Consider the following 19,032-nt stretch of genomic DNA (forward strand, 5'->3'; position numbering starts at 1 on the left):
GCGGGGAATGAATTTTGAGTTTGAAATTCAAACCTGCTCTTCTTTATTGTTTTAAATATACAAATAATTTCTTATGAAAATTTATCAAATGAGTAGTATAATATGAATCAAATTTGCTATAAGATTTGACTGTGCAGCAATAGTAGTTCTTATCACATACATAATTAGAATTTAAATAAAAGTACAAGTATTAAAAATTTAAGGTGGTTATTATTTTGGCAATGACAAATCAAGAAAAATTCAAAGTACTTGCCGATCAAATTAAAATATCAAATCAATTAGAGACTGATATTCTAAATGAGGGTGAACTGACTCGAATTGATGTTTCTAATAAGAATAGAACATGGGAATTTCAAATCTCATTACCACGTTTCCTTTCACATGAAGATTACCTATTATTTACTCATGCAATTGAAGAAGAGTTTAAAGAAATAGCCACAGTTACCATCCATTTCTCAATTAAAGATACAACTAACCAAGACGAACATGCATTAAAATACTTTGCCCATTGTATTGATCAAACGAGATTATCACCTAAAGTTAAAGGTCAATTAAAACAAAAGAAATTGATTATGTCTGGTAATGTAATCAAAGTTTTAGTATCCAATGATATTGAACGTAACCATTTTGACAAAGCATGTAATGGAAGTTTAGTTAAAGCTTTTCAAAAATGTGGTTTTAATATAGACAAGATTATCTTTGAAACAGATACTACGAATCATGATGATGATTTAGCCTCATTAGAAGCTCATATTCAACAAGAAGATGAACAAAGTGCTAGAGAAGCTACTGAAAAATTAGAAAAAATGAAGGCTGAAAAGGCTAAACAACAAGATAACAATGAAAGTTCTGTTGATAAGTGTCAAATTGGGAAAACAATTCAAGTTGAAAACATTCGCTCTATTGATTCAATTATCGAAGAAGAATTCAAAGTAGCAATTGAAGGTGTTATTTTCGATATAAATTTAAAAGAATTAAAAAGTGGACGTCATATCGTAGAGCTTAAAGTTACAGACTATACAGATTCTTTAGTTTTAAAAATGTTTACTCGTAAAAATAAAGATGACCTAGACCATTTTAAAGCTTTAAGTGTAGGAAAATGGGTCAGAGCACAAGGACGTATTGAAGAAGATACATTTGTGCGTGATTTAGTCATGATGATGTCAGATATTGAAGAAATAAAAAAAGCACCAAAAAAAGACAAAGCTGATGAAAAACGTATAGAATTCCACTTACATACTGCAATGAGTCAAATGGACGGTATACCCAATATTGGTTCTTATGTTGAACAAGCTGCTGAGTGGGGTCATTCAGCTATTGCAGTTACTGATCATAATGTCGTTCAAGCATTTCCAGATGCACATAATGCTGCAGAGAAACACGGTATCAAAATGATTTACGGAATGGAGGGCATGCTTGTTGATGACGGTGTGCCTATCGCTTACAAACCTACTGATCGAGTATTAAAAGATGCTACTTATGTGGTATTTGACGTGGAAACAACTGGTTTATCTAATCAATACGATAAAATTATTGAGTTGGCAGCTGTCAAAGTTCATAATGGTGAAATTATTGATAAATTTGAGCGCTTTAGCAATCCTCATGAACGTTTATCTGAAACTATCATTAACTTAACTCATATTACAGACGATATGTTAACTGATGCTCCAGAAATTGAAGAAGTATTAACTGAATTTAAAGAATGGGTTGGAGACGCGATATTTGTAGCTCATAATGCCTCATTTGATATGGGATTTATTGATACTGGTTATGAGCGCTTAGGCTTTGGACCATCTACTAACGGAGTGATCGATACATTAGAACTTTCACGTACGATTAATACAGAATACGGTAAACATGGTTTGAACTTCCTTGCTAAAAAGTATGGAGTCGAACTTACACAACACCATAGAGCCATTTATGATACAGAAGCAACCGCTTATATTTTCATTAAAATGATTCAACAAATGACGGAACTGGGCGTTCACAATCACAATGAAATAAATAAAAAACTAACAAATGAGGACGCATATAAAAGAGCACGTCCATCTCATGTAACACTTATAGTTCAAAACCAAGAGGGACTTAAAAATTTATTTAAAATTGTGAGTGCATCCTTAGTTAAATACTATTATCGTACGCCTAGAATTCCACGATCTCTTTTAAATGAATATAGAGAAGGTATATTAGTTGGTACTGCTTGTGATGAAGGTGAATTATTTACTGCTGTTATGCAAAAAGACCAAGCACAAGTTGAGAAAATCGCTAAGTATTATGATTTTATAGAAGTTCAACCACCTGCATTGTATCAGGACTTAATGGATAGAGAATTAATCCGTGATAATGAGACATTAACAGAGATTTATCAACGGTTAATTGAAGCGGGAGATAGTGTAAATATTCCAGTTATTGCGACAGGAAATGCACATTATTTATATGAACATGATGCAATTGCACGAAAAATTTTAATAGCGTCACAACCGGGTAATCCTTTAAATCGTACTACATTACCAGAAGCGCATTTTAGAACTACAGATGAAATGCTAGATGAGTTTCATTTTCTAGGAGAAGAGAAAGCTTATGAAATCGTAGTTAAAAATACGAATGAATTAGCAGAACGTATTGAGAGAGTTGTACCGATTAAAGATAAATTATTTACACCTAGAATGGAAGGTGCAAATGATGAGATCCGTGAGTTAAGTTACTCTAATGCTAAAAAGTTATATGGGGAAGATTTACCACAAATTGTTATAGATCGATTAGAAAAGGAATTAGAAAGTATTATAGGTAATGGTTTCTCGGTTATTTACTTAATTTCTCAAAGATTAGTTAAAAAATCACTAGATGATGGTTATTTAGTAGGATCACGTGGTTCAGTAGGATCAAGTTTCGTAGCTACTATGACTGAAATAACCGAAGTCAATCCTTTACCACCTCATTATATATGTTCACATTGTAAAACAAGCGAGTTCTTCAATGATGGTTCAGTAGGTTCAGGTTTCGATCTTCCTGATAAAAAATGTCCTACATGTGGCAATGAACTCATAAAAGAGGGACAAGATATTCCATTCGAAACATTCTTAGGTTTCAAAGGAGATAAAGTTCCCGATATTGATTTAAACTTTAGTGGGGAATATCAACCAAATGCGCATAACTATACCAAAGTGCTATTCGGAGAAGATAAGGTTTTCCGTGCAGGAACAATTGGTACAGTTGCTGAGAAAACTGCTTTCGGTTTTGTAAAAGGATACTTAAATGATCAAGGTATTCATAAACGCGGAGCTGAAATTGATAGATTGGTTAAAGGTTGTACTGGTGTTAAACGTACGACTGGACAACATCCGGGTGGTATTATAGTAGTTCCTGATTATATGGATATTTATGATTTTACACCGATACAATTTCCGGCAGATGATCAAAGTGCAGCTTGGATGACAACTCACTTTGACTTCCACTCCATTCATGATAACGTATTAAAACTTGATATCCTTGGTCACGATGATCCAACAATGATACGCATGCTTCAAGACTTATCAGGTATTGATCCTAAAACTATTCCAGTTGATGATAAGGATACGATGCAGATTTTCAGTGGACCTGAAAGTTTAGGCGTTACTGAAGATGAAATACTATGTAAAACTGGTACATTTGGAGTTCCTGAATTTGGTACTGGGTTCGTTAGACAAATGTTAGAAGACACGAAACCAACAACCTTCTCGGAACTTGTACAAATTTCTGGATTATCACATGGTACTGATGTGTGGCTTGGTAATGCTCAAGAATTGATACGACAAGGTATTTGTGATTTATCAAGCGTAATAGGTTGTCGTGATGATATCATGGTCTATCTTATGTATGCAGGCTTAGAACCATCTATGGCCTTTAAAACAATGGAGTTTGTACGTAAAGGCCGTGGATTAACCGATGAAATGGTTGAAGCTATGAAAGAAAATGATGTACCTGACTGGTATTTAGATTCATGCCGAAAAATTAAATACATGTTCCCTAAGGCACATGCTGCAGCATATGTTCTAATGGCAGTAAGAATTGCTTATTTTAAAGTACATCATCCTTTATATTATTACGCAGCGTACTTCACAATAAGGGCTTCTGACTTTGATCTCATTACAATGATTAAAGATAAAACGAGTATACGTAACACTGTTAAAGATATGTACTCACGTTATATGGACTTAGGCAAAAAAGAAAAAGATGTTTTAACAGTTTTAGAAATTATGAACGAAATGGCACATCGAGGGTTCCGTATGCAACCAATTAGTCTCGAAAAAAGTCAGGCTTTCGACTTTGTTATTGAAGAAAATACGCTTATTCCTCCGTTTGTTGCAGTACCAGGTCTAGGTGAGAATGTTGCCAAACGGATTGTTGAAGCACGTGAAGAAGGACCTTTCTTATCCAAAGAAGATTTAAATAAGAAAGCAGGACTTTCACAAAAAGTTATTGATTACTTAGATGAGATGGGATCCTTACCAGGTTTACCAGATAAAGCACAATTATCTATTTTTGATATGTAGTTTTCCCTTGAAAATGATTGCTAATTATCAAATAGATTACCAAAATCAGGAAGTAGGTGCTAAACAATAGAATGTTAATAGCACCTCTATCCCGTCTACAACTTATGAAATTTGTTTAGTATCATGAGTTATGATATACTTTAATTGTGTAAAAAATGATTAAACTCAGGCAGAAGAGTGGGCATATACCCGCTCTTTTCTATTTGCCAAAAAAGGAGGCCTGTATGAGTAAAATTACTGAACAAGTAGAAACTATAATTCAGCCTATATTAGATGATTTAAAATTTGAACTTGTTGAAATTGAATATGTTAAAGAAGGTAAAGATCGCTTTCTTAGAGTATCCATCGATAAAGAAGGTGGCGTAGATCTTAATGATTGTACTTTAGCTTCAGAAAAAATTAGTGAAGCAATGGATGAAAATGACCCTATCCCGGAAATGTATTACCTTGATGTAGCATCTCCAGGGGCAGAACGACCTATTAAAAAAGATAAAGATTTTCAAAATGCTGTAAGTCAACCTATATTTGTTTCACTTTATGCACCAATAGAAGGTGATAAAGAGTGGTTAGGAATCTTAAAATCTGTAGATGAAGACAATATAGTTATGGAAGTAAAAGAAAAATCAAAAACCAAAGAAATTGAAATACCAAGAAATAAAATCGCTAAAGCACGTCACGCTGTTATGATTTAACGTGATGAGGAGGAAAAACTGTGTCAAGTAATGAATTATTATTAGCTACTGAATATTTAGAAAAGGAAAAGAAAATTCCTAGAGAAGTACTTATCGATGCTATTGAAGCTGCGCTAATCACTGCATATAAGAAAAATTATGACAGTGCAAGAAATGTAAGAGTAGAATTGAACATGGACGAAGGTTCGTTTAGAGTTATTGCTCGAAAAGAAGTCGTAGAGGAAGTCTTCGATGATAGAGATGAAGTAGATCTAAGCACTGCATTGGTAAAAAATCCAGCTTATGAAATTGGTGATATCTATGAAGAAGATGTTACTCCTAAAGACTTTGGACGAGTAGGCGCACAAGCAGCTAAACAAGCAGTTATGCAACGTTTAAGAGACGCTGAAAGAGAAATCCTATATGATGAATTTATTGATAAAGAAGAAGATATTTTAACAGGTGTGATTGACCGTGTCGATCATCGCTATGTTTACGTAAATTTAGGTAGAATTGAAGCTGTTTTATCTGAAGCTGAAAGAAGCCCTAACGAAAGTTACATCCCTAATGAACGTATTAAAGTTTATGTAAACAAAGTTGAACAAACAACAAAAGGACCTCAGATTTATGTTTCAAGAAGTCATCCTGGTTTATTAAAACGTTTATTTGAACAAGAAGTTCCAGAAATTTATGATGGAACTGTCATTGTTAAATCTGTAGCACGTGAAGCAGGAGACCGTTCTAAAATCAGTGTTTACTCTGATAATGCAGATATCGACGCAGTAGGTGCATGTGTAGGTTCTAAAGGTGCACGTGTTGAAGCTGTTGTTGAAGAACTTGGTGGAGAGAAAATAGACATCGTTCAATGGAATGAGGATCCGAAAGTATTCGTTAGAAATGCTTTAAGCCCATCACAAGTTCTAGAAGTTATTGTTGACGAAGAAAATCAATCAACAATAGTGGTTGTACCTGATTACCAACTTTCTCTAGCAATAGGTAAACGTGGTCAAAATGCGCGTCTAGCAGCTAAATTAACTGGTTGGAAGATTGATATTAAATCTGAATCTGATGCACGTGAAGCAGGCGTTTACCCTGTAATTGAATCTGAAGAAGTTGCAGATGAAATCGTAAACACTGGTGATGAAGATGTTGAATTTGATGACGTTAATTTAGAAGAATCTAATTTAACAACAGCAGAATTAGCTGCAGAGACTGATGAAGAAAAAGACTCTGATGCTGAAGAAGATAAAAATACAGAAGAATAGATTGGAGTGTTAACTTATGAAAAAGAAAAAAATTCCAATGCGAAAATGTATTATATCTAATGAAATGCATCCAAAGAAAGATATGATTCGAGTAGTCATCAATAAAGAAGGCGAAATCTTTGCAGATGCGACTGGTAAGAAACAAGGTCGTGGAGCATATGTTTCTAAAGATGTTTCTCTAGTTGAAAAGGCTCAACAAAAAGAGTTACTTGAAAAGTACTTTAACGCCTCTAAAGAAACACTAGAGCCGGTATATAAAGAAATTATTCGTTTAATTTATAGAGAAGAGATTCCTAAATGATTAAAGATCAAATATTTAATTTCCTGGGCTTAGCAATGAGAGCAGGAAAAGTTAAAAGTGGAGAATCTGTTATTTTAAACGACATTAAAACCAATAAGATAAAACTCGTAATCGTAGCAACCGACGCGTCTGACAATACTTTGAAAGTTATGAAAGATAAGTGCAATAGCAACCAAGTTCCATTAAGGAATTTTGGAACGAGGGCTGAATTAGGGGGAGCACTTGGTAAAGGCGAGAGAGTTAATATTGGTGTAACAGATAATGGTTTTGCTAAAAAGTTATTATCAATGATAGATGAATATCGTAAGGAGTGATTATATGAGTAAAAAAAGAATTTACGAATATGCAAAAGAATTAAATCTAAAGAGTAAAGAGATTATAGATGAGTTAAAAAGTATGAACGTTGAAGTGTCGAACCATATGCAAGCTTTAGAAGACGACCAAATTAAAGCTTTAGATAAAAAGTTCAAAAAAGAACAAAACACAGACGACAAACAAAATACTCAAAATAATCACCAAAAATCTAATAATAAACAAAATCAAAATAATAAAGGCAATCAATCGAATAAAGATAAACAAAATAACAAAGGTAATCAACAAAAAAACAATAACCAACAAAAGAATCAAAACAAAAAAAATGGTCAGAACAATAAAGGCAAGCAACAAAATAAAAATAATAAAAACAATAAAAATAACAAAAATAATAAACAGCAAAATCAAGCTGCAGAACCTAAAGAAATGCCTTCAAAAATTACTTATCAAGAAGGAATTACTGTTGGTGAATTAGCTGAAAAACTTAATGTTGAATCTTCAGGTATCATTAAAAAATTATTCTTATTAGGAATTATGGCTAACATTAACCAATCATTAGATGAAGAAACACTAGAATTAATTGCAGATGATTATGGTGTGGAAATTGAGCAAGAAGTAGTTATTGATGAAGAAGATTTATCTATTTATTTCGACGATGAAACTGAAGATCCTGATGCGATCGAAAGACCAGCTGTTGTTACAATTATGGGACACGTTGACCATGGTAAGACAACATTATTAGACTCTATTCGTCATACTAAAGTTACTGAAGGAGAAGCTGGAGGTATCACTCAACATATTGGTGCTTACCAAATTGAAAATAATGGAAAGAAAATTACTTTCTTAGATACTCCTGGACACGCAGCATTTACAACTATGCGTGCGCGTGGTGCTCAAGTAACAGATATTACAATTCTTGTAGTAGCTGCTGACGATGGCGTTATGCCACAAACAATTGAAGCAATCAACCACGCAAAAGAAGCAGATGTCCCTACAATTGTGGCAGTTAACAAAATTGATAAACCAACTGCAAATCCTGACCGTGTAATGCAAGAATTAACGGAATATGGTTTAATACCAGAAGATTGGGGCGGTGACACAATCTTTGTACCACTTTCTGCTTTAAGTGGTGATGGTATCGAGGATTTACTAGAAATGATTGGACTTGTTGCAGAAGTTCAAGAACTTAAAGCCAATCCTGACAAACGTGCAGTAGGTACAGTTATTGAAGCTGAACTTGATAAATCACGTGGACCAGCTGCTTCCTTATTAGTACAAAACGGTACATTAAACGTTGGTGATTCAATTGTAGTAGGTAATACGTATGGTCGTATCCGAGCAATGGTTAATGACTTAGGTAAACGTATTAAATCAGCAGGCCCTTCAACACCTGTAGAAATCACTGGTATCAATGATGTACCACTTGCTGGAGATCGATTTGTAGTATTTAGTGATGAGAAACAAGCACGTCGTATAGGTGAAGCGCGTCATGAAGCAAGCGTGATTCAACAACGTCAAGAAAGTAAAAATGTTTCATTAGATAACTTATTTGAACAAATGAAACAAGGTGAAATGAAAGATTTAAATGTAATTATTAAAGGTGACGTTCAAGGTTCAGTAGAAGCATTAGCTGCTTCATTAATGAAAATTGATGTAGAAGGCGTAAATGTACGTATTATCCACACTGCAGTAGGTGCAGTTAATGAATCAGACGTAACATTAGCAAATGCTTCTAATGGTATCATCATTGGCTTTAATGTACGACCAGATGCTGGCGCAAAACGTGCTGCTGAAGCTGAAAATGTTGATATGAGATTACACCGCGTTATCTATAACGTAATTGAAGAAATTGAATCTGCTATGAAAGGTTTACTGGACCCTGAATATGAAGAACAAGTGATTGGTCAAGCTGAAGTTCGTCAAACATTCAAGGTGTCTAAAGTTGGTACAATTGCTGGTAGTTACGTGACTGAAGGTAAAATCACACGTAATGCGGGTGTACGAGTAATTAGAGACGGTATTGTATTATTCGAAGGTGAATTAGATACATTAAAACGTTTCAAAGATGATGCTAAAGAAGTAGCTCAAGGTTATGAGTGTGGTATTACTATTGAAAAATATAATGACCTAAAAGAAGGCGACATTATCGAAGCGTTTGAAATGGTTGAAATTCAACGATAATAAATGTTTGAACTAATGAAATCTCCTCGCTATTTAGTAAAATAGGGAGGAGATTTTTAATAAAGCACATTGCTAAGAATAATATGATTTAATAAAATATTACTTGCTAAAGTAAATTTAATTTTAAAGAAAAATAAAATAAAGAGGTGAAATAAGATGAGTAATATGAGAGCTGAACGTGTTGGAGAACAAATGAAACAAGAAATCATGGATATCGTTAATAATAAAGTAAAAGATCCAAGAGTAGGATTTCTAACTATTACTGATGTTGAACTAACTAATGACTTATCTCACGCCAAAGTTTATCTCACAGTATTAGGTAGTAAAAAAGAGGTCGACAACACATTTAAAGCACTTGAAAAAGCTAAAGGTTTCATTAAATCTGAGCTAGGTTCAAGAATGCGTTTAAGAATTATTCCTGACTTAACATTTGAATATGATGAATCAATAGAATACGGAAATAAAATTGAACGCATGATTCAAGATTTACACAAAGAAGATAAATAAATTCTCAATTATAGTAGGTAGGCAGATTCATACAAATTTAAATGTATCTGCTTACCTACTTTTTTATATAAAAATAGTGGGCAATTATATCTAAAGAGATGTTATAATGATTGAGGTAAAATTAACTGTAGATTAAAGGTGTGACAACATGTATAACGGTATATTACCCGTATTCAAAGAAAGAGGTTTGACGAGCCATGATGTCGTTTTTAAACTTAGAAAAATATTAAAAATGAAGAAGATCGGACACACAGGTACGTTGGACCCTGAAGTGGATGGGGTTCTTCCAATATGCCTTGGTAATGCTACTAGAGTGAGTGATTACGTGATGGAAATGGGAAAAACATATAAAGCTGAAGTTACTCTAGGAGTAAGCACAACAACTGAAGATCAAACTGGGAATACATTAGAGGTTAAAGGAATTGATAAAGACGATGTTACAGAACGGGATATTGATCAAACGCTTGAGAAATTTTTAGGCGTTATCGAACAAATTCCACCAATGTATTCATCAGTTAAAGTTAAAGGAAAAAAACTTTATGAGTATGCCCGTAATAATGAAGAAGTCGAAAGACCTGTAAGACATGTTCTTATCAAAAATATTTATAGAACTTCAAATTTAACTTTTCAAAACAACCAATGTCATTTTGAAATTGAAGTGAGTTGCGGTAAAGGCACATACATCAGAACTTTAGCTACTGATATTGGTAAGAAATTAGGTTATCCAGCGCATATGTCACGTTTGACAAGAGTTTCCTCAGGTGGTTTTCAAATCGACAAAAGTTTTAAATTAAAACAAATTAAGGACATGCATGAGCATGATTCATTACAAGATAAGCTATTTCCTATAGAATATGGCTTAAAAGGATTGCAAGAGATTGAAATAAATGATGAAGCATTTAAGAAAAGAATTTTAAATGGACAAAAATTTAATGTTAGAGACATAGATCAAGAAATAGAGTCACAGTTTGTTTTTATTGATCAAATGTCAAAAAAAGCATTAGCTATTTATATGGTACATCCTGAGAAGATAAATGAAATTAAACCGAAAAAAGTATTTAACTAAAGGAGAAATACATTTATGAAAGTGATAGAAGTTACCCATCCCATTCAAAAAGATCAATTAATTAATGAAAATGTTGCGATGGCGTTTGGTTTCTTTGATGGCATGCATAGAGGTCACGACAAGGTGTTTCAAGCTTTGAATCAAAAAGCGGAAGAAAATAATCTTAAGAAAGCTGTAATGACATTTGACCCGCATCCATCTGTTGTTTTGAATCCCGAACGTAAACGTACGACTTATTTAACACCACTTTCAGATAAACTAGAAATGATTGAACATCATGACGTAGATTACTGCATAGTTATTAATTTTTCTTCTCGTTTTGCTAGCGTCACTTCTGAAGAATTTATTCAAGAATATGTAATTAATAATAATGTAAAAGAAGTGATTGCTGGATTTGATTTTACTTTTGGGAAATTCGGAAAAGGAAACATGACTGTTTTACAAGAATCTAATGATTTTAAAACTACAATCGTAGGTAAACAAGAATTGGATTCTGAAAAGATTTCAACAACCGCTATAAGAGAAGCATTAACTGAAGGCAATTTAAGAAAAGCAAACGAAGAACTTGGTTATCTTTATAGAATTAAAGGAACAGTTGTTCAAGGAGAGAAACGAGGCAGAACTATAGGCTTCCCAACGGCAAACGTTCAACCAAGCGACGATTATGTGTTACCAAAAAAAGGTGTATATGCTGTTAGTATGGAAATTGGTCCAGAAAGTAAAATATATAGAGGCGTGGCCAATGTAGGAGTTAAACCAACTTTCCATGATCCAGCTAAAGCTGAAGTCGTTATAGAAGTAAATATTTTTGATTTTGATGAAAATATTTATGGCGAACGAGTTACTGTGTATTGGCACTATTTCTTGAGACCGGAAGTTAAATTTTCAGGTATAGATCCATTAGTTGAACAAATGAATGAAGATAAAGACCAAGCAAAATATTTATTATCTGTTGATTTCGGTGATGATGTATCGTATAATATTTAAAGTTGAGGAAGAAACGCTAAGATAAATAGCTTACTTCTAAAATACCTTTTTCTTAGTAGGTCGAGTCTCCGACGCCTAACTCAGATTAAGGAGTTAAATTATATTAAGGAGGAAATTGATTATGGCAATTTCACAAGAACGTAAAGATGAATTAATTAAACAATACCGTGTACACGAAACTGATACTGGTTCTCCAGAGGTTCAAATCGCTGTTTTAACTGCAGAAATCGCTGCATTAAACGAGCATTTACGTGAACACAAAAAAGACCACCATTCACGTCGTGGATTATTAAAAATGGTAGGTCGTCGTAGACACTTATTAAACTACTTACGTAGTAAAGATATTCAACGTTACCGTGAACTAATCAAATCATTAGGTATCCGTCGTTAATCTTAATATAGAATTAGGAAAGCACCAGTTGAATGGTACTTTCCTTTTTTTATTATCGTACATAATAAAAAATATAAAAATATGTGAATAAATGATATGATGTAAGTAATAGAATTAAGAGAGGAGATTCATAATGTCTCAAGAGAAGAAAGTTTTCAAAACTGAATGGGCTGGACGTTCTTTAACGATTGAGACAGGACAATTAGCTAAACAAGCTAACGGTGCTGTTTTAGTACGTTATGGAGATACAGTAGTATTATCAACTGCTACTGCTTCAAAGGAACCTAGAGATGGTGACTTTTTCCCATTAACAGTGAACTATGAAGAAAAAATGTATGCAGCAGGTAAAATTCCTGGTGGATTCAAAAAAAGAGAAGGGCGACCTGGAGACGAAGCGACACTGACAGCTCGATTAATCGATAGACCTATTCGTCCACTATTCCCTAAAGGATACAGACATGATGTTCAAATTATGAATATCGTACTAAGTGCTGATCCAGATTGTTCACCTGAAATGGCTGCAATGATTGGTTCTTCAATGGCTTTAAGCGTCTCAGATATTCCTTTTCAGGGACCAATTGCAGGCGTAAATGTAGGTTATGTTGATGGAAATTATGTCATTAACCCTTCAGTTGCTGAAAAAGAAGTTTCTAGATTAGATTTAGAAGTAGCTGGCCATAAAGATGCTGTAAATATGGTAGAAGCAGGGGCTAGTGAAATTACAGAAAGTGAAATGCTTGAGGCAATCTTCTTTGGACATGAAGAAATTAAACGTTTAGTTGCATTCCAACAAGAAATCATTGATCATATTCAACCTGAAAAACAAGAATTTATTCCAGTTGAACGTGATGAAGCACTCGTTGAAAAAGTGAAAGCTTTAACTGAAGAAAAAGGATTAAAAGACACAGTTCTAACCTTTGATAAACAACAACGTGATGAAAATCTAGATGCGCTTAAAGAAGAAGTAGTTGCACATTTTATTGATGAAGAAGATCCAGAAAATGAAGCGCTTATTAATGAAGTGTATGCAATTTTAAACGATTTAGTGAAAGAAGAAGTAAGACGTTTAATTGCAGATGAAAAAATTCGTCCAGATGGTCGAAAAGTAGATGAAATACGACCACTTGATTCTGAAGTTGGCTTGTTACCAAGAGCACATGGTTCTGGATTATTTACTCGTGGACAAACACAAGCTTTATCAGTGTTAACTTTAGGCGCTTTAGGCGATTATCAACTTATTGATGGTTTAGGACCAGAAGTAGAAAAACGATTTATGCATCATTATAACTTCCCTAACTTCTCAGTTGGTGAAACAGGACCTGTACGTGCACCTGGACGTCGTGAAATAGGACATGGTGCTCTAGGTGAAAGAGCTTTACGTTATATTATTCCTGATACAGCTGATTTTCCATATACAATTCGTATAGTAAGTGAAGTATTAGAATCAAACGGTTCTTCTTCACAAGCATCAATTTGTGGTTCAACACTAGCTCTAATGGATGCAGGTGTGCCTATTAAAGCTCCTGTAGCGGGTATTGCAATGGGACTTGTGACTCGTGATGATAGCTATACGATTTTAACTGATATTCAAGGTATGGAAGATGCACTTGGTGATATGGACTTCAAAGTGGCTGGTACTAAAGAAGGTATCACAGCTATTCAAATGGATATTAAAATTGACGGTTTAACACGTGAAGTTATTGAAGAAGCATTAGAACAAGCACGTCAAGGACGCTTGGCCATTATGGATCACATGCTACAAACAATTGACCATCCTCGAATAGAATTAAGCGCTTATGCACCAAAAGTTGTAACTATGCATATTAATCCTGATAAAATCAGAGATGTTATAGGACCTGGTGGTAAAAAAATCAACGAAATTATTGATGAGACAGGCGTTAAATTAGACATCGAACAAGATGGAACAATCTTTATAGGCGCTGTAGATCAAGCTATGATTGATCGAGCGAAAGAAATTATTGAAGATATTACACGTGAGGCTGAAGTAGGTCAAGTTTATAATGCTAAAGTAAAACGTATTGAGAAATATGGTGCTTTCGTTGAGCTATTCCCAGGCAAAGATGCACTACTTCACATTTCACAAATATCTAAAGAAAGAATAAATAAAGTTGAAGATGTATTAAACATTGGCGATTCAATTGAAGTTAAAATCACAGAAATTGATAAACAAGGTCGTGTCAATGCATCTCATAAAGCTTTATTAGATGATTAGATTTAACTATTAAGGTTGAGTATTCTTAAATGAATGCTCAATCTTTTTATTTTATTGTAAAAAATAAAGTCAGTTTAAAAGTTTCATTTCAATTAGTTATTTTAATTTAAATGATAATTCAAAATGTTCAAGCGGTTCAACCGTGCAATAATAGTGTACATCACGCATATTTTAACTTATAATAAATGGTGAGTTTATATATGGACGGGTCATTATTTATAGGAGGTATCATTTTGAGTTTAATAAAGAAAAAAAATAAAGATATTCGCATCATACCACTTGGTGGTGTAGGCGAAATCGCTAAAAATATGTACATCGTTGAAGTAGACGATGAAATGTTTATGTTAGATGCGGGATTAATGTTCCCTGAAGATGAAATGTTAGGTGTGGATATCGTTATTCCTGACATTCAGTACGTAATTGAAAACAAAGATAAATTAAAAGGTATTTTCCTTTCACATGGTCATGAGCACGCAATTGGTGCAGTTAGCTATATTTTAGAGCAAATTGACGCGCCAGTTTATGGTTCTAAATTAACGATTGCACTTATTAAAGAAAATATGAAGGCCCGTAATATTAAGAAAAAAGTGCGCTACTATACAGTATCCCATGATTCAGTAATGAAATTTAAAAATGTGAATGTGAGCTTCTTTAATACTACACACAGTATTCCAGATAGCTTGGGGATTTGCATTCATACTTCTTATGGTTCAATTGTATATACAGGAGAATTTAAATTCGACCAAAGTTTACATGGTCAATATGCACCTGATATGAAGCGCATGGCTGAAATTGGTGATGAAGGTGTATTTGCTTTAATTAGTGATTCTACAGAAGCAGAAAAACCTGGCTATAACACTCCTGAAAATGTCATTGAACATCACATGTATGACGCATTCACTAAAGTTAAAGGAAGACTTATTGTTTCTTGCTATGCATCAAATTTTATTCGCATACAACAAGTTCTAAATATAGCTAGTAAATTGAATCGAAAAGTATCATTCTTAGGTCGCTCACTAGAAAGTTCATTTAATATTGCTCGTAAGATGGGATATTTTGATATTCCGAAGGATTTATTAATTCCTATCAATGAAGTTGATAATTATCCTAAAAATGAAGTTATTATTATTGCAACTGGGATGCAAGGCGAACCTGTAGAGGCTTTAAGCCAAATGGCTCAAAAGAAACATAAAATTATGAATATTGAAGAAGGCGACTCAGTATTCTTAGCAATCACGGCTTCTGCTAATATGGAAGTAATCATAGCTGATACTTTAAACGAACTTGTACGTGCAGGGGCACACATCATCCCTAACAATAAAAAAATCCATGCTTCAAGTCATGGTTGTATGGAAGAATTAAAAATGATGTTAAATATAATGAAACCTGAATACTTTATTCCAGTGCAAGGTGAATTTAAAATGCAAATTGCTCACGCTAAGTTAGCAGCAGAATCAGGTGTAGCACCTGAAAAGATTTTCTTAGTTGAAAAAGGTGATGTGATTAATTACAACGGTAAAGATATGGTACTCAATGAAAAGGTAAATTCAGGTAATGTACTTATCGATGGTATTGGTGTCGGAGACGTAGGTAATATTGTCTTAAGAGACCGCCATTTATTAGCTGAAGATGGAATTTTCATTGCTGTTGTCACGCTAGATCCTAAGAATAGACGTATCGCTGCAGGACCTGAAATTCAATCAAGAGGGTTCGTTTATGTTAGAGAAAGTGAAGAATTATTAAATGAAGCCGAAGAAAAAGTGCGTACAATTGTAGAAGCAGGTTTACAAGAAAAACGTATAGAATGGTCTGAAATTAAGCAAAATATGCGAGATCAAATTAGCAAATTATTATTTGAAAGCACGAAACGTCGTCCAATGATTATTCCAGTAATTTCTGAGATTTAATCTTAATAAATAACATTTGAAGAGGTTGGGACAATTGTGTATAGCAAATCATTTAAGTGATTTAAGATGATTATGCTCTGCAACGAGGTCTTCTTAATTTTTGTTCAAACATATCTAATTGGGATATAAGAATAATTGAGATGGCTTTAAACAATTAATTGTCCCTGCCTCTTTCATCTTATTAAATATATACATAATAGTTATTATTAGGCCATAATTAAATAACTGTGAAAGATTAAAAAAGAAGGTGTGAAATCTTGCCACAAACAAAGAAAAAAACAACGAATAGAAGGAAAAGTAATGCTACGCGTAAAAATAGTAAAAGAAAAAAACAAAATGAGAGCCCTTTACGCTACATCATTGCTATTGTCATAATTATTCTTGTCGTTTTAGGAGCTTTTCAATTAGGCATAGTTGGTCAAATGATTGATAGTTTCTTCAATTATCTATTCGGTATGAGTAGATTTCTGACTTATATTTTAGTGATTCTAGGTACAGTCTTCATTACATATTCTAAAAAAATTCCTAAAACGCGTCGAAGTATTGGTGCGCTTGTTTTGCAACTTGCTTTGCTATGTATAACGCAACTTTATTACCATTTTAGTAAAGGCGTGTCATCTGAAAGAGAGCCAGTATTATCATATGTTTATAAATCATATGAACATACACACTTTCCTAACTTCGGAGGAGGTTTAATAGGTTTTTACTTATTTAAATTATTAATACCTCTTATATCAATAGCTGGCGTTATAATTATTACTGTTCTACTAATAGCTTCAAGTATCATACTTTTATCAAACTTAAGACATAGAGATGTAAGTAAAAGCCTATTTGAAAGTATGAAATCATCTAGTAAAAGTGCTTCAGAATCGTTTAGAGACAAAAGAGAAACGAGTAAAGCTAGAAAAGAAGAGAGGGCTCAATTAAAAGCAGAAAGATCTGAAGAGAAAAAGAGAAAGAAAGAACAAGAAAGATTGCAACAAGAAAATGTCAAAGATGTTAGTGATCTTCCTGAAGTTCCGCAAAATAATGACATACCTATTTACGGGCACAGTGACCAAGAAGATAAAAGCAATAGTGCACCTAAGACACGTAAAAAGCGTATTTTTGATCATGAGGCTAATAGTAGTGAAATCACTTCAAACTCACAAGATATTAAACAGAGTGACAACAAAGGTAATGTTTCAAGTTCTAATGAAGACAATGACAATGATAGTAGTAACGCTGAAGGATCAATCTCTGAAGCTGGAGAAGTAGCAAATGTGGAGTATGTGGTTCCACCTTTATCATTACTTAATCAACCAGCTAAACAACAGTCTACTTCTAAAGCTGAAGTTCAAAGAAAAGGTCAGGTCTTAGAATCTACAATGAAGAATTTTGGTGTCAATGCGAAAGTGACCCAAATTAAAATTGGTCCTGCGGTAACTCAATATGAAGTTCAGCCAGCTCAAGGTGTTAAAGTAAGTAAAATCGTTAACTTACATAATGACATTGCTTTAGCATTAGCAGCGAAAGATGTTCGTATAGAAGCTCCTATTCCTGGACGTTCAGCAGTAGGAATCGAAGTTCCTAATGACAAAATTTCATTAGTATCACTTAAAGAAGTTTTAGAAGAGAAGTTTCCATCTCAACATAAATTAGAAGTTGGTATTGGACGAGATATATCTGGAGAACCTGTATCTATACAACTCAATGAAATGCCTCATTTACTTGTAGCAGGTTCTACAGGTAGTGGTAAATCAGTATGTATCAATGGAATAATCACAAGCATTTTACTTAATGCTAAGCCGCATGAGGTAAAACTTATGTTAATTGATCCGAAAATGGTAGAATTAAACGTATATAATGGCATACCTCATCTACTTATCCCGGTAGTAACTAATCCACACAAGGCATCGCAAGCGCTTGATAAAGTAGTTGCAGAAATGGAACGTCGTTATGATTTATTCCAACATTCTTCAACAAGAAATATCGAAGGATATAATCAGTATATTCGTAAACAAAATGAAGAGTTAGAAGAGAAACAATCAGAACTTCCTTACATTGTAGTTATTGTTGATGAGTTAGCAGATTTAATGATGGTCGCAGGTAAAGAAGTTGAAAATGCGATTCAACGAATTACTCAAATGGCTAGAGCTGCAGGTATTCATTTAATAGTAGCTACTCAAAGACCTTCTGTTGACGTAATCACTGGTATCATTAAAAATAATATTCCTTCACGTATAGCTTTCGCGGTAAGTTCACAAACTGATTCTAGAACTATTATAGGTTCAGGTGGTGCCGATAAGTTATTAGGTAAAGGTGATATGTTATATATTGGTAATGGTGAATCGACTCAAACACGTATCCAAGGTGCCTTCTTGAGCGATAAGGAGGTTCAAGATGTAGTGGACTACGTTGTAGAACAACAAAAAGCAAATTATGTAAAAGAAATGGAACCTGACGCACCAGTTGATAAATCAGAGATGAAAAGTGAAGATTCCTTATATGATGAAGCCTACTTGTTTGTAATAGAACAACAAAAAGCGAGCACATCTTTATTACAAAGACAATTTAGAATTGGTTATAATCGTGCTTCACGATTAATGGACGATTTAGAACGTAATCAAGTCATCGGTCCTCAAAAAGGAAGTAAACCAAGACAAATTCTAGTTGATTTAGATAATGATGAGGTGTAAA

Annotated in this window: 12 protein-coding genes and 2 pseudogenes; all 14 read left to right on the top strand. The window is 33.7% G+C overall.

Annotated elements, in window-relative coordinates:
- Positions 1-221 precede the first annotated feature (221 nt).
- Complete coding sequence (locus AC3WQX_RS03520; protein WP_087671603.1) at positions 222-4,532, top strand: PolC-type DNA polymerase III; 4,311 nt, start codon at positions 222-224, stop codon at positions 4,530-4,532.
- Between the two features lie 224 nt (positions 4,533-4,756).
- Positions 4,757-5,224, top strand: coding sequence for a ribosome maturation factor RimP (gene rimP / locus AC3WQX_RS03525; RefSeq protein WP_002436317.1), 468 nt, complete (start codon positions 4,757-4,759; stop codon positions 5,222-5,224).
- Positions 5,225-5,244: 20 nt separating this feature from the next.
- Positions 5,245-6,468, top strand: coding sequence for a transcription termination factor NusA (gene nusA / locus AC3WQX_RS03530; protein ID WP_002436342.1), 1,224 nt, complete (start codon positions 5,245-5,247; stop codon positions 6,466-6,468).
- A gap of 16 nt (positions 6,469-6,484) precedes the next feature.
- On the top strand, positions 6,485-6,769 hold the full coding sequence (gene rnpM, locus AC3WQX_RS03535; protein ID WP_002436310.1) for an RNase P modulator RnpM: 285 nt from the start codon (positions 6,485-6,487) through the stop codon (positions 6,767-6,769).
- Positions 6,766-7,083: a L7Ae/L30e/S12e/Gadd45 family ribosomal protein gene (locus AC3WQX_RS03540; protein WP_002436350.1), complete on the top strand. Its 318-nt coding sequence runs from the start codon at positions 6,766-6,768 to the stop codon at positions 7,081-7,083. The genes rnpM and AC3WQX_RS03540 overlap by 4 nt, the downstream gene beginning before the upstream one ends.
- A gap of 4 nt (positions 7,084-7,087) precedes the next feature.
- The gene (gene infB / locus AC3WQX_RS03545) at positions 7,088-9,262 is read left to right on the top strand and encodes a translation initiation factor IF-2 (RefSeq protein WP_023350386.1); all 2,175 of its coding nucleotides are present in this window, start codon (positions 7,088-7,090) and stop codon (positions 9,260-9,262) included.
- Between the two features lie 156 nt (positions 9,263-9,418).
- Positions 9,419-9,769 (top strand): 30S ribosome-binding factor RbfA, encoded by a 351-nt coding sequence (rbfA, locus tag AC3WQX_RS03550; protein ID WP_002436301.1) that lies wholly within the window; start codon positions 9,419-9,421, stop codon positions 9,767-9,769.
- A gap of 148 nt (positions 9,770-9,917) precedes the next feature.
- Positions 9,918-10,835, top strand: a complete 918-nt coding sequence (gene truB / locus AC3WQX_RS03555; protein ID WP_023350385.1) for a tRNA pseudouridine(55) synthase TruB — start codon at positions 9,918-9,920, stop codon at positions 10,833-10,835.
- A gap of 15 nt (positions 10,836-10,850) precedes the next feature.
- Positions 10,851-11,822 (top strand): riboflavin biosynthesis protein RibF, encoded by a 972-nt coding sequence (gene ribF, locus AC3WQX_RS03560; protein WP_002436322.1) that lies wholly within the window; start codon positions 10,851-10,853, stop codon positions 11,820-11,822.
- 121 nt (positions 11,823-11,943) lie between these two features.
- Positions 11,944-12,213 carry a 30S ribosomal protein S15 gene (gene rpsO, locus AC3WQX_RS03565; protein ID WP_002436359.1) on the top strand — a complete coding sequence of 90 codons (270 nt, stop codon included), beginning with the start codon at positions 11,944-11,946 and terminating at the stop codon, positions 12,211-12,213.
- A 133-nt stretch (positions 12,214-12,346) separates the two neighbouring features.
- On the top strand, positions 12,347-14,446 hold the full coding sequence (gene pnp, locus AC3WQX_RS03570) for a polyribonucleotide nucleotidyltransferase (protein WP_023350384.1): 2,100 nt from the start codon (positions 12,347-12,349) through the stop codon (positions 14,444-14,446).
- Between the two features lie 233 nt (positions 14,447-14,679).
- Positions 14,680-16,353: a ribonuclease J2 gene (gene rnjB, locus AC3WQX_RS03575; RefSeq protein WP_002469869.1), complete on the top strand. Its 1,674-nt coding sequence runs from the start codon at positions 14,680-14,682 to the stop codon at positions 16,351-16,353.
- Positions 16,354-16,610: 257 nt separating this feature from the next.
- A pseudogene (locus AC3WQX_RS03580) lies at positions 16,611-17,466 on the top strand (DNA translocase FtsK 4TM domain-containing protein); the annotation flags it as partial.
- Positions 17,467-17,570: 104 nt separating this feature from the next.
- Positions 17,571-19,031 (top strand): annotated as a pseudogene (locus AC3WQX_RS03585) (DNA translocase FtsK); the annotation flags it as partial.
- Position 19,032 lies beyond the last annotated feature (1 nt).

It is taken from the genome of Staphylococcus sp. FW104-15G4D, assembly GCF_058790135.1.

Coding starts and splice junctions, on each gene's coding strand:
- AC3WQX_RS03520 (WP_087671603.1), top strand. CDS start 222: ATGACAAATCAAGAAAAATTCAAAGTACTTGCCGATCAAATTAAAATA.
- rimP (WP_002436317.1), top strand. CDS start 4,757: ATGAGTAAAATTACTGAACAAGTAGAAACTATAATTCAGCCTATATTA.
- rnpM (WP_002436310.1), top strand. CDS start 6,485: ATGAAAAAGAAAAAAATTCCAATGCGAAAATGTATTATATCTAATGAA.
- AC3WQX_RS03540 (WP_002436350.1), top strand. CDS start 6,766: ATGATTAAAGATCAAATATTTAATTTCCTGGGCTTAGCAATGAGAGCA.
- infB (WP_023350386.1), top strand. CDS start 7,088: ATGAGTAAAAAAAGAATTTACGAATATGCAAAAGAATTAAATCTAAAG.
- rbfA (WP_002436301.1), top strand. CDS start 9,419: ATGAGTAATATGAGAGCTGAACGTGTTGGAGAACAAATGAAACAAGAA.
- truB (WP_023350385.1), top strand. CDS start 9,918: ATGTATAACGGTATATTACCCGTATTCAAAGAAAGAGGTTTGACGAGC.
- ribF (WP_002436322.1), top strand. CDS start 10,851: ATGAAAGTGATAGAAGTTACCCATCCCATTCAAAAAGATCAATTAATT.
- rpsO (WP_002436359.1), top strand. CDS start 11,944: ATGGCAATTTCACAAGAACGTAAAGATGAATTAATTAAACAATACCGT.
- pnp (WP_023350384.1), top strand. CDS start 12,347: ATGTCTCAAGAGAAGAAAGTTTTCAAAACTGAATGGGCTGGACGTTCT.